Below are 12,422 nucleotides of genomic sequence, written 5' to 3' on the forward strand. Positions count from 1 at the left end.
CACCCAATGACAATACTTATAATTTAGCACAAATTGTGGTTAACTCTTATGACCCCAACGACAAGCAGGTATTGCAGGGCGAAGAGCTGCACATTGACGATATCGATGAGTATTTGGACTACCTTATCCGTTTCCAAAACACCGGAACAGCAAGTGCTATCAATGTACGTATACTTGACACGCTACATCCCAAACTGGACTGGAGCACGCTCATTCCCATAAGTGCCAGCCACGATTATTATGTAAATATAACAGACGGGAACAGAGTGGAGTTTATGTTTGACAATATCCATCTTCCGGACAGCTTATCAAATGAACCTGAAAGCCACGGTTTTATAGCTTATAAAATCAAACCAAAAAGCAATGTGCAAGTGGGTGATGTGATTTTCGGCGATGCCGCTATTTATTTCGACTTTAACGCACCCATCATCACCAATATGGTGCATACCACAGTTGTGGAACCCCTGAGCATACCTGATGTTTCCAACCCTCTAAACCAAGTTGTCCTGTATCCCAACCCCACCAACAAAACACTAAATATTCACCTCACAGAAGGTATTGAACTTGAGCAAATAATCATATATGACTTGCAGGGCAAGGAAGTAAAGAAGTTTCAAAACAATGAAACAACACTCGATGTGGAGCATTTAAGGTCCGGGATGTATTTGTTGAAAATTACAACAAATCGGGGGACCATCAATCGGCAGTTGGTTAAGAATTAAATATTTTTAACGACTGACATTAGTTGCATCGAGTTAGTAAACTGTCAAACAATCGCAAGAAAACATAAAAACTAAACCAAATAGCTAAAATGAAAAAATTAAAATTAATTAAAGTATATGTATCACTAATAGTAGTATTTTTAAGTTTTAACGCTTACAGTCAGTATGGTGTGATAGAAATGAAAAATGGAGATAAATTTGAAATGGCTGATGCTACGCTTGTAGTTGAGGGTGATCAGCTAAGGTATTTAATAGAAAAATTTGAAGCAAAAGCTTCCCTTTATGGAATTGGCCATAAGAAACAAAAAGAGGAATACCTTGAGAAATCTAGGGTTGTTAATATTAGTGAAATTAATAAAATTCACATGCAGGGGGAATTACTTGTAGGCAACAAGGTTATATCAAATTTTATAGGTGTTAAGTACATAAAAGAAAAACGTAGTTACAAAAAGTTTTATGTAATAAGAGATGGCGCATGTAAATTAATGGCTACGCCTGAAGGTGGGAATGCTATATTTTCATATTATGTTCAGAAGGGAAATGAAGATCCTTTTATATTACATAAATCAGGAACCGGTACGGGGCCTAAATATAAAAGAAGGTCGATGCAATACTTTGCAGATTGTGGACCTGCAATGGAGTATATTAAAAAAGATTTAAAGTTATCAACCATTCCAAATCTTATTGATATTTATAATGCTAATTGTGCAAAGTAATTACAGGAAGTTAAATAAAGATTGATAAAATAGCTGTATAAAAAACTGTCGATAAGCTATGGCTTCTGCTCGCTTTTCCAAAAACCCTTTAAAACCCTTTGAATATATACCCGAAAGGGGGTTGCTTTAGTTAAAAAGAACAGTTGCAGTTTCCCGATACAACGGTATCGCGCCGTGAGGATCGGTAATGTGATTGCGATTACTAACTAAATGTTTAACGAAAAAAAAAATTAAAGAGGCTGTCTAAAAAGCTGCTGAACGAAAGTATGCCACGAAGGCACTAAGACACCAAGAAGCACAAAGTATTGATTAATAAAGCCTTAATTCTTAGTGCAACTTAGAGCCTTGGTGTCTTTGTGGCAAAATACGACTTTTTAGACAGCCTCTTATTTATTAAAACTTCAAAGTCATCCCAACCAAATAGTGTACACCTGCTTGTGGGTAATAGCCGGCGCCTTCAATGGTGGTGATACTTCCGGGATTGGTCCAGTCGTCGTCGTAGGTGAAAAAGTAACCGTTTGACACATATTTTACGTCAAAAATATTGTTGACCATACCGTTGAGTAAAATAGATGAAAACATCGGGACGTTTTTAAATTCATAGACGATGTTGAAGTCGTTGATAAAAAAACTGTCCAGTTTGGAGGCTTCGCTGTCAATATTACCCATATACTGCTCGCCCACAAACTTGGCCAACCAACTTACCTGAAAGTTTTCAAAGGGCTGAAAAATCAGCATGCTGTTGGCCACCACATTGGGTGAAAATGAAATGTTTGTCGTTCCCAGGTTGACCAATTCGCCATCGATGGAAGCCACAAAATTGCGGTTTTTGTTTTGGCTAAAAGCGAAATTGGGCATCCAACGCAGTTGGTTTGCCAAACGGATGTCTGCTTCTATTTCAATTCCCATACGGTAGCTTTCTCCACTAGTGGTTCGCAATGGCGCACCCACATCATTCAACTCGCCTGAAAGTACCAACTGGTCTTTGTAGTCCATATAAAACAGGTTGGTGCTTACACTTACCTTTTCGGAAGTGAAGCGCCATCCCAGTTCTAAGTCGTCCAGTTTTTCAGGGGTGTTGATGCCTTCTTCAAAATCGTTGCGGGTGGGTTCGCGGTGCGCTCTTCCGTAAGACAAATAAAACTGGTTTGCAGGGTTGAGTTGATAGCTTAGTCCGGCTTTGGGGTTGAAGAAACTGAAGCTTTCGTCCACATCAATTGATGTAATATCTGATGTAACCCCACCGGTTTGGTAGTTGATAAATCGGCCTTGTAAATCGCCGTATGCTTGCCATTGGTTATTTATTTTATAAGTGGCTTTTGAAAACACCGTAAACTCGCGTTTGGTCGCATCGCTAAAGTAATAGTTGTCCCTGATTTCAGAACCGGCAGCATACTGAGCCCAGATGATTTCGCCAAAGTGGTCACCTTCATACAAACTGTAAAACACGCCGGAGGTTAACTCCAGATTGTCTTTTTTGTAAGTGGCGTTGGCATTGACGACATAGTAATCATTGTCCAGCCAGCGACGACGGATAAGGTCCATACGGTTGATGGTGTCGCCTTCAACGACTATGGGTTCCAGGCCATAGGTCGAGAAGCGGTCATTATCACGGTATTGTTCAAAAAAGCCCCTCCCGTAAGTATAATTCAATCCAATGGTCGTTGACCAGAAGTTGTTCCAGCGTTGGTTCCAGTGCAATTGGTAATGGTCTTGTTTGTAGTCGTCCACCTCGTTGTCATAAAATTTCATATTCCCGTTGGCATCAAAATACATACCTGCAGGATTGAAAGTACGGTCGGTTTCAAGAGTTTCGGCATCAATGCCAAACCAGCTTTGGTAGGTCACCTCGTGTCCACCAAAGGTAATGGCTTTGATCAGGGTGTTGTCATCTACATAAGAGCCTTGAAGGAAATAGGATTTCAGGTCAGACGAAGCCCTGTCGATATACCCATCTGACGCAATAGCTGAAAGTCTTCCGGCAATTTCGACATGGTCGTTGAGTAGTCCTGTGGTGAATTTCACATTGTGCCTGCGGGTGTTGAAACTCCCGTAACTGTTTGAAATTTCGCCTCCGGCTTCTTTTGAAACCGCATCAGTAAGCAGGTTTAAGCTGGCGCCAAAAGCCCCTGAACCGTTGGTGGATGTTCCCACGCCTCGCTGCAATTGTAGGTTTTCTATTGAGGAAGCAAAGTCGGGCAAGTTGACCCAAAATGTTCCCTGGCTTTCAGAGTCATTAAACGGAATTCCGTTAAGGGTCACATTTACGCGTGAAGCATCACTACCGCGCACCCGGATGTAAGTATAACCCACACCGGCACCCGCATCGCTGGTACTCACAACAGAGGGCAGGTAGTTGAGTAACATGGGGATGTCCTGCCCTAAGTTGCGTTTCTCCAGATCTTCTTTGTCAAGATTGGAGTGAGTAATGGGTGAATCAGCGTCAACCCTAACTGACCTGACCAATACTTCGTCAAGAAGTTGGGGTTTAATAAGGGTGTCGTTTTCCTGTTGCGCAAGAAGCGGGCTGACAGTTAAAAGGGTTAAACAAGCGATTAAAAAGGAATTCCTTAATAAGGAGGTTTGTTGATGAGATTCCCTCCCGATAGTTATCGGGATGTGTGGGGATGTGAATAAAGTTTTCATTCGTAAATATTTTTTATTCCCCATTCCACTAATAAGCGGAGTTTTAGAGGGAGGATTACGAATAAAAGGGGCGATTATTCTTTGAATTAGTATTTAGGTTAAAAAAAACTGCATAAAAAAACCCTTGATAAAACGCTCGAGCCGAATTATAAGGGGGTTCACACACAGTTGAAGCACTTTGCTTCTGTCCCTTGGCAGCATTACCTGCCCAGGTTCATTGGGTATAATCTCAGCCGATTTAGTAGTTGGTTATTAGTTAATGGTTATTGGTTAAAAGTTGTATTTCAACTCACATCTATTTACTAAAAACTCACCACTCTTATCAGCACCCCTTTGAGATGGGGCAAAGTTACGTTTTCTTTTTTTAATTTATAAAAACTTTAAGGGGTTTTATCTCGGGCATTATTAAATTTATGGTTTTCCACTGATAATGAAAAATACCAAACGGTCCATCACCATTAAAGTTATTTTTGGTTATTTGCTGATTACAGCTCTTGCCTTGTTTGCTGTTTGGTTTATATATGGTCAGATTGTAACAATATCTGAAACAGCCGAGAAAGGAAATTTAAACAACACCAAGTTGTTTTTGGTCAGTGAAGCAGCGACAAACCTTTTTGTCGCAGAAGGAATCAGCCGGGATATCATACAAAATCAAAATGTTAGTGAGCTGCCCAGGTATAGAAGCCATATAGATACGATAAGTGTTATTGTTGACAGCCTGAAAGTGCTTTCTGATGATTTGGAAATGAATGTTGAGTTGGACAGCATCAAATCGTTATTAAATCAAAAAACAACTAACCTTGAAGAATTACTTGCCCTTAGAACAGAAGCCACCACTGAAAGTTACTACAGCAGGGTGATTGAAAACCTTCAAAAAGTAGATGATATTTTTGAAGATGAAAATTATGAATATCAGCTAAGAAACGTTCACCCGTCGGCAAGAGAAGCCATAATTGGGCTTATAGAATATTCAAAACGCAACAGGGAAGAAGAACTTACACAACGCACGGCAGATTCGCTTGTCAATGCACTTAAATTTGTGCTTAGCAATTTGGAAACACAAGAGCGGAGAATCATGTTTTCCATCAACCAAAAAGAAAATGAACTGCTCGAAAACGACCGGATTATTTCGAATCAATTACGAGATTTAAGGGCAACTATAGAACAGGAAGAAATACAGAAAAGTATTGTACAGGTTGAAGAATCAAGAAAATTAATAGAACAAACCTCACTAATCATTGGCGGGGTTGGTATTGTAAGCGTGCTCACCATTTTTGTTTTTGTGGTTTTGATTTTTAAAGACACCAACAGAAGTCAAAAATATAGGCAGGAACTCGAAACATCAAAAAACTTTACCGAAGCACTTTTAAAAAGCCGTGAGCAAATCATGGCAGCAGTCACTCATGATTTAAGATCGCCCCTAAACGCAGTTATCGGCTATTCAGATTTGTTGGGAAAAAGTGATTTGACTGACAAACAATCACATTACTTGGATAACTTAAGGACTTCTTCCAATTATATTTTAAGGCTTGTCAACGACCTTTTGGATTTATCAAAGCTCGAAGCAGGCAAAATGCACATTGAAAAGTTGAGGTTTAATATTAAAAATATTATTGAAGAATCCGTCAAAAATGCAGTTCCTGAAAACACTAAAAATATTTCCATCAAAATTATAGTGGAAGACAGTTTGAAGCAAGATATTGTATCAGACCCTTTAAGGTTGAAGCAAATATTGACCAATTTGGTTTCAAATGCTTATAAGTTTACTTACGAAGGGGAAATTTCTATCCATGCATCGTTAAAAAAAGTAAATAAAAACCCCAATACACTTTACATAAAAGTAAAAGATACCGGAATTGGGATTTCAAAAGCACAACAAAAACAGGTTTTTAAAGAATTCACCCAGGCCGATGATAAAATAGAAAAGCAATACGGGGGGTATGGTTTGGGGCTTGCAATTACCAAAAAACTGGTCAAGCTGCTTGATGGTCATATTTTTGTTGAGAGTAAACCCGGTGTGGGGTCAACTTTTATTTTTTATCTTCCGATAGATTTTGCCGGGGAGAATTCTGAGTTCTTACCGGAAGTATATGATTTTCAAAAAAATTCCATTAAAAAAGTGCTTATCATTGATGATGAAGAAGCACAAAGGGCACTTACGTCTGAAATTCTATCCAAGACAAACATTCAGGTGAAAACGGTTTCTTCAGCCAAACTTGGGCTTGAATTGTTGGAAAATGAGGCATTTGATTTTGTGCTGACAGACATACAAATGCCCGATGTGAACGGGTTTGAGTTGCTCACACAAATCAGAAAAAACAGTCATTTGGGCCATATTCCCGTGATTGCCCTATCCGGAAATACAGAACTTTCAAATCAGGAATTTTTGGAAAAAGGCTTTTATGCCAAACTCACAAAGCCCTACAGACCGGGGGATTTATTAAAACTACTTGGTGAAAAAGTTCAAAATTCAATCCCGGAAAATTTACAAATCCCTGAAATTGAAAATAACCCAAGTCCCTATCAACTGGGCGATGTATTGTTGTTTACCCAAGGAGACAAAGAATCGCTTAATGCCATTTTGGAATCATTTATTATGAGTTCCAGGTTAAACTTGCTTGAATTTGAAAATGCATTGCAAAACAAACAGTATGAACGAATGGCTTTAATTGCCCATAAAATGTTGCCCATGTTGAGGCAATTAAAAATTGAACCTTGTATTGCTTATCTTGAGAAAGCCGAAAATCCTGATGAAAGTTTACATAACGAAATCATAGAAAACTTCCTGAAATTTAAAGTTATTTTAATTGATGTTTTAAATCAACTTCAATTTGAAATTAAAGACTGATGTTGTATTGCTTCAGTTTGTTGTAGAGGGTCTTTCGGTCTATTTTTAAAAGTTTGGCGGCTTTTGATTTGTTTCCGTTAGCTTCTTCAAGAGCGTTTAAAATAAGTTCTATTTCATTTTTATTATTGAAAAGCGCAAAAGGTTCATCTTTATTTTCTTCTGAATTGATTATAAGATTATTAGGAATGTCATTTAAAGAAATGAGGTTTGATTGACATAGCAAAACGGCTCTTTTTATGGTGTTTTGCATTTCCCTGAGGTTTCCGGGCCAATGGTATTTTTTAAACAATTCAATCACATCATTCTCAAAACCGATGGTGTTTTTCTCAAGTTCGAGGTTTGCTTTTTCAAGAAAATAATCAGCAAATAAAATGATATCTTCCTTTCGGTCTTTCAACAATGGGGCTTTGATGGAAAACTCATTTAAACGGTGGAATAAATCTTCCCTAAAATTACCTTCAAAAACTGCAAGTTCAAGGTTTTCGTTTGTCGCTGTAATGATACGTATATCCACATCGATTTCTTTATTGCTCCCTACCGGTTTGATTTTTCGTTCTTGTAAAGCCCTTAGGAGTTGCACCTGCAAGTCATAGTTCAGGTTGCCCACTTCATCCAGAAAAAGTGTGCCGCCGTTTGCGGCTTGAAAGTGTCCGGTTTTGTCATTAATGGCACCGGTAAATGAACCTTTGATATGGCCAAAAAACTCGCTTGAAGCAATTTCTCTGGGAATGGCACCACAATCCACGGGTATGAAAGGGCCATTGGCACGCTTACTCAATTTATGGATGCTGTTTGCAATATATTCTTTTCCCGTACCACTGTCACCGGTGATTAAAACAGACATGTTGGTAGGAGCAACAAGTTTGATGTAATCGTTCAGCTTAATTGATGCGTCGCTTATACCTTCAATAAATGATTTGTCAGTTTTGGTTTTTACAACATCTGATTTCTTCGGGGTTTGAGAAGCATTTTTATCCAATGCCGTTTGTATGGTTTCCAAAAGCTTGTCCGGTGTTACAGGTTTTGATAAGTAATCAAAAGCACCAATTTTCATAGCTTCAACAGCTGTGTTAACGTCGACATAGCCAGTCATTAAAACCACTTGGGTTTTCAGGTTTTCAGAGACTACCTTTTTTAGGATTTTGGTGCCTTCTCCTTCCGGAAGCCTGATGTCTGAAAGAATAATGTCAAAAAAATTTGTGTCCAACAAACTGAAGGCAGTTTTTAAGTTGTATGCAGACTGCACTGAAAACCCATTTTTTGAAAGAAAGGTTTCAAGCATGTTGCAAAAAGCCACATCGTCTTCTACCAGAAGTATTTTGTTCATTAACCAGCGTTTAGAAACAAATGTACAAATACAACTTTTTGAGGGCTTTAAAAAAATCATAAAAAAAGGGGAGGAACTATTTATAAAAAACAGCCCCTCCCCAAGGGAAAAAGTGAAAATTTAACTAACTAAAAATTTTTATTTCTTCTTCCAGTTTCCGTTTGCATCAGCATACAACGTTTTTCTTTCGTTGCCAACATTTACAACCAACTTATATGTAGTTCTGTCTTCAGAAACATGAACCTCTGCAATGGTTGCACCTTCAAAGTCTCTTTCAACTGCCGTTCTTACAGCATCAGGCAATTGATTGGGTTCAATTCTGGTGAAATTTTTCTCTTGCTGTTCAGTTTTTTCAACTGTAGTCATTGCAGTCTCTTTTTCTGCCAGACGAGCTTCCTGGGCAGTGACATTGGTTGTAAAAAGCATTCCTAATGCTAAAACGGGAACTATCATTAACTTTTTCATAGTTTCAAATTTTAAAAGTTTATAAATTCATTTGATAAGCACTATGAAACTAACGTGCCAATAGTCACTAGGATGTTTAAGCCCCTTAAAAACAATGGGATAAAATTTATTGAATTTATTCAAAGACTGTAGAATTTGAGCGTATTCTACAGAAAAGTGTGGAATTTTTCCACAACAACTGAAAATTATACTTGAGGAGGTTTCCTTCCGGCTTTTTTAAGGGCGTGTTCTTTTTTAGCTTTCAGGCGTTTTTCAATAGCGGTTTTGGAGGGTTTTGATTTTTTTCTCGGTTTCCTCACTTTGAGGTTTTCTTTTATCAATTCCAAAAACCGCTCGATGACGATGGCTTTGTTTTTATGCTGACTGCGGCTTTCGCTACAGCTTAAAATGAGAACGTTTTCTTTGGTTAATCGTGAAGCCAGTTTTTGCTGAAGTCGTTCTTTTTCCTCTTCAGTTAGACCTTGTGAATTGGGAATATCAAAACTCAGTTCAATCCTTGAAGCAACTTTATTGACATGTTGCCCGCCTGCGCCGCTGCTTCGAGTCGCTTTAAATGTGAGTTCGTTGAGGAGGGTTTCAGTTTGCATTACACTGCCTGATGACTGTCTTTTAATAAATCGTTTACGGTTTTTACCGGGTTAAAAGTTTCCAGGGGCACTTCCACAAAGAGGGTCATCCAGTATGCCATACTGCCGTTCCATAGACCGGGCAATTCTAAAGCCTTAATGGTTTTTCCCTGATGGCTTTTTTGTGAAATAAACCCTGAATCGGGGTTGACATAACGGGTTAAATCATACTTTTTACCCAGGTGGTTTTTTACGGCACACACCAAATCAACCGGATTGAAATGGGTGGCTTCGTTCACGATGTTCATCTGATGGGGGTCTTCAGTATTTACTTGTGAAAGTTCAACGATTTGAAGTGAAATATTACCATCTTTATCCCTCACCCAAAAGGGCCCGCCACCCGGAGCTCCGGTGTTTTTTACCATACCGCAAACACGTATGGGGCGGTCTAAAAGCTGTTGCGCTTCTTCCAAAGTTTCGGGCAGGGTTTTCATATGCAATTCGGTAGCCAGAAAGCTTCTTATGTTTTTTAAAAGGTTGTCATTTTGGGTTTCTTTGTCCATTGCTTTTAGCAACTTAAATACATTTTGTTGAACCTCCAAAAGTTTTCCGGTAAGGATATTTTTGTATTGGGCGATGGTTTCCACCTGTTCTTCGGTCACTACATTGTCGATGTTTTTGATAAAAATCAGGTCGGCTTCCACTTCGTTGAGGTTTTCAAGCAAGGCACCGTGCCCTGCCGGACGGAAGTTCAGGTTTTTCTCCTCATCGCGAAAGGGTCTGTTATTGAGATTTACCGCAATCGTGTCTGTGCTCTGCTTTTGAAAGGAATAACTGATATTAAAAGTGCACTTGGTTTTTCTTTCCACCCGGTTTTTTACATCAAGGAATTCTTTTTTAAAGTGGTCAACATAACTTTCATTAAAGGTGAAATGCAAATAACACTGCCCCTGAGTGGCAGCATAATAACCGGCTTCAAGCAAATGCTCTTCAAAGGCAGTGGCGGTATTTTTTTTGTATTTGTGAAAAGGGATTAACCCTTTGGGAAGGTTGCTGTAACCCAAGCCTTCATCTTCCAACAGGGTTTTCACCAACAAGTAGATGCGTTTTCCTTTTTTGAAGAACTTGTAATCGGGATAAAGTTTTCTGATTTTCTTTCGCAGTTTTTTGGTAAACGCAAAATGGGGCAAGCCGTTTAAAAAAGCTTCCAGTAGTTGGGTGTCGTTTTCGGCAAGGTATTCATTGAACTTTTGTTCTTCAGGATTGTAAGTGTCCACAAACCTGTGCAAATGTTCAAACATACGCGTGGCAGCACCTGAGGCCGGAACAAATTTGACGATGGAAAGTTTGTCGCGTTTTTTTTCATACAACTCAGCACACTGCCATTCCTGAGTAGAGTTGAGTTTATGAATGCCGTTGTGCAGGGTGGCGGCACTCACCAACTCGGTAAACGGAATGCCTTTTTCAAAGCGTTCAAGGTCTCGCAGCACTTGTTTTTCGGTGAGGCCGTGGGTTATTATTTGTTCTGTATCTTTTTTAGTGAATTTCACTCGATTGAAAATTTGATTAAAATTAAGTTTAATGTTTTTAATACACACCCCTCAGTCCCCTCTTTTTAGAGGGGAGGCTTAGAAATCTTTTTTGGTGAGTTTCATTGGTTTTGGTCAATTTGGGCGTTTTGCTTTTGCAAGTTTACTAATTTTTGAACTTTTGAGGTAACGATTTTTAGCCTTTCCGGAAAAGTGCCTTTTATGATTTGATAAGGTATTTTGTTGTTGTCGAGTTCTTTTTTAAACCTTTGGAACATCATTTCACGTTCCTGTGGCTTGTCTCTTAAGTCATCGGCTTCCCAAGGAGTATCAATGTAAAGTAAAAAGTAATAATCATATTTTTTTTCCTGAACTTGCTGTTTGATTTCTTCCGGGCAATTGCCGTTGTAATAGATTTCTGAATAGACTTTGATTTGCAATAAATTGGTGTCAAAAAAGACTATGTTTTCAGCATTACTTTCGGCGAAAGCCTCATTTTTAAACTGTCCCTCGCTTATTGGAATCAGGTCATCCCAAGTACAGGCTTCACGGTGTTCGTCCCATTTTTTCTGAAGGTATTCCCGCATAAATTCGGGCGACCAACTGGTGTTAAAATGTTTTGCCAAAGCAATTGCCAAAGTGGTTTTTCCGGTGGATTCGGGACCGAAGAATACTACTTTTAGGAGGTTTTTGCCTGAAGTTGAGGGTTGTTGATGATTTTTTTCCATTCCAGATAGCCGTAAATGGCGATAATCGTAAAAATTAAATATTGCAAGGAGGTAAAGGTGTATCCTTTGTACAAATATAAAGGAACTGAAATGATATCGCCCACTATCCAGTAAAGCCAGTGTTCAATTTTCTTTTTGGCCATGAGCCACATGCCCACAAAAAAGATAGCCGTGGTCAAGGTGTCCACATAAGCGGTCCAATCGTTCCAGTTGTCGAAAAGCTGATAGACAAGAAAAACAAAAATCAAGGTGCCACAAAACAGAAATATACTGTAAAAATGCTCCTTTTTGGTGGCAAAAGCGATGGGAGTAAAGTGTGTAGCATCCACTTTTCGGGTCCAGATATACCAGCCATACACACTCATGGAGAAATAATAGGCATTGATGAGCATATCGCCAATGAGTCCCCATTGGTGGAGCAGATACACAAAAATAAGTGTGCTGATTATTCCGGTGGGAAAGACCAGGATATTGTCTTTTTTGGCAAACCAGACCGAAAGCAAACCAAAAACAACGGCCACAATTTCAAGCACTATATGAAGTGTTGAATAGTCGCTGTACTGCCCAAAAAAGGCGTCAAAAATGAGGGACATAGTCGCTGCGGTTTGATTTTACTATTTTAATGTAAAGTACACCAGCTTCCATAGCTTCCATAACGCTTTTAATTTCGGTGTTGAGTAGGGTCATCACTTCATCATAAGGACCGTAAACCTGTGTGCTTAAAGGGTTTTCTAGCACTTTCAAACCGGAATTGCGCAGTTTTTTGATAAAATCTTTTATTGGTGATTCAAAGTCGTCCTGAAGCGGCGACAGCGTGAGTTCTACTGAAATTTCCATAAATTAATTTTTAATTGTCATACACGCGCATTTTTGCG

The 12,422-nt window shown here is 38.9% G+C and carries 11 protein-coding genes; 3 read left to right on the forward strand and 8 right to left on the reverse strand.

Features of this window, described 5'->3' with window-relative positions; translation table 11 throughout:
- Both AC6F75_RS07735 and AC6F75_RS07740 read left to right on the forward strand, forming a co-directional pair.
- On the forward strand, positions 1-722 hold a 722-nt coding region (locus tag AC6F75_RS07735), incomplete at its 5' end, for a DUF7619 domain-containing protein (protein ID WP_500714405.1).
- An 89-nt stretch (positions 723-811) separates the two neighbouring features.
- A complete protein-coding gene (locus tag AC6F75_RS07740; protein ID WP_500714406.1) occupies positions 812-1,438 on the forward strand; it encodes a hypothetical protein in 627 nt (208 codons plus the stop codon).
- 393 nt (positions 1,439-1,831) lie between these two features.
- Here the strand turns inward: AC6F75_RS07740 and AC6F75_RS07745 are convergent, their stop codons facing one another.
- A complete protein-coding gene (locus tag AC6F75_RS07745) occupies positions 1,832-4,084 on the reverse strand; it encodes a TonB-dependent receptor domain-containing protein (protein WP_500714407.1) in 2,253 nt (750 codons plus the stop codon).
- Between the two features lie 430 nt (positions 4,085-4,514).
- On the opposite strand from AC6F75_RS07745, the gene AC6F75_RS07750 reads away from it, so the two are divergent.
- A complete protein-coding gene (locus tag AC6F75_RS07750) occupies positions 4,515-6,932 on the forward strand; it encodes an ATP-binding protein (RefSeq protein WP_500714408.1) in 2,418 nt (805 codons plus the stop codon).
- On the opposite strand, the gene AC6F75_RS07755 is transcribed toward AC6F75_RS07750, so the two are convergent.
- The 7 genes from AC6F75_RS07755 to AC6F75_RS07785 form a co-directional block, all read right to left on the reverse strand.
- Positions 6,922-8,259: a sigma 54-interacting transcriptional regulator gene (locus tag AC6F75_RS07755; protein ID WP_500714409.1), complete on the reverse strand. Its 1,338-nt coding sequence runs from the start codon at positions 8,257-8,259 to the stop codon at positions 6,922-6,924. The two genes, AC6F75_RS07750 and AC6F75_RS07755, sit on opposite strands and share 11 nt — an antisense overlap.
- Positions 8,260-8,397: 138 nt before the next feature.
- Positions 8,398-8,724 carry a hypothetical protein gene (locus AC6F75_RS07760; RefSeq protein ID WP_500714410.1) on the reverse strand — a complete coding sequence of 109 codons (327 nt, stop codon included), beginning with the start codon at positions 8,722-8,724 and terminating at the stop codon, positions 8,398-8,400.
- A gap of 185 nt (positions 8,725-8,909) precedes the next feature.
- Positions 8,910-9,311 (reverse strand): alternative ribosome rescue aminoacyl-tRNA hydrolase ArfB, encoded by a 402-nt coding sequence (gene arfB, locus AC6F75_RS07765; protein WP_500714411.1) that lies wholly within the window; start codon positions 9,309-9,311, stop codon positions 8,910-8,912.
- Entirely contained in the window at positions 9,311-10,840 is a 1,530-nt protein-coding gene (locus tag AC6F75_RS07770; RefSeq protein ID WP_500714412.1) for a DUF4301 family protein, read from the reverse strand. Before AC6F75_RS07770 ends, arfB begins: the two co-directional genes overlap by 1 nt.
- A gap of 101 nt (positions 10,841-10,941) precedes the next feature.
- Complete coding sequence (locus AC6F75_RS07775) at positions 10,942-11,547, reverse strand: AAA family ATPase (protein ID WP_500714413.1); 606 nt, start codon at positions 11,545-11,547, stop codon at positions 10,942-10,944.
- Entirely contained in the window at positions 11,499-12,140 is a 642-nt protein-coding gene (pnuC, locus tag AC6F75_RS07780; protein WP_500714414.1) for a nicotinamide riboside transporter PnuC, read from the reverse strand. The genes AC6F75_RS07775 and pnuC overlap by 49 nt, the downstream gene beginning before the upstream one ends.
- Positions 12,124-12,384 (reverse strand): thiamine-binding protein, encoded by a 261-nt coding sequence (locus AC6F75_RS07785; protein ID WP_500714415.1) that lies wholly within the window; start codon positions 12,382-12,384, stop codon positions 12,124-12,126. The genes pnuC and AC6F75_RS07785 overlap by 17 nt, the downstream gene beginning before the upstream one ends.
- Between the last annotated feature and the right edge of the window lie 38 nt (positions 12,385-12,422).

It is taken from the genome of Planktosalinus sp. (assembly GCF_059864935.1).

Coding starts and splice junctions, on each gene's coding strand:
- AC6F75_RS07745 (WP_500714407.1), bottom strand. CDS start 4,084: ATGAAAACTTTATTCACATCCCCACACATCCCGATAACTATCGGGAGG.
- arfB (WP_500714411.1), bottom strand. CDS start 9,311: ATGCAAACTGAAACCCTCCTCAACGAACTCACATTTAAAGCGACTCGA.
- AC6F75_RS07755 (WP_500714409.1), bottom strand. CDS start 8,259: ATGAACAAAATACTTCTGGTAGAAGACGATGTGGCTTTTTGCAACATG.
- AC6F75_RS07775 (WP_500714413.1), bottom strand. CDS start 11,547: ATGGAAAAAAATCATCAACAACCCTCAACTTCAGGCAAAAACCTCCTA.
- AC6F75_RS07785 (WP_500714415.1), bottom strand. CDS start 12,384: ATGGAAATTTCAGTAGAACTCACGCTGTCGCCGCTTCAGGACGACTTT.
- AC6F75_RS07740 (WP_500714406.1), top strand. CDS start 812: ATGAAAAAATTAAAATTAATTAAAGTATATGTATCACTAATAGTAGTA.
- pnuC (WP_500714414.1), bottom strand. CDS start 12,140: ATGTCCCTCATTTTTGACGCCTTTTTTGGGCAGTACAGCGACTATTCA.
- AC6F75_RS07760 (WP_500714410.1), bottom strand. CDS start 8,724: ATGAAAAAGTTAATGATAGTTCCCGTTTTAGCATTAGGAATGCTTTTT.
- AC6F75_RS07750 (WP_500714408.1), top strand. CDS start 4,515: ATGAAAAATACCAAACGGTCCATCACCATTAAAGTTATTTTTGGTTAT.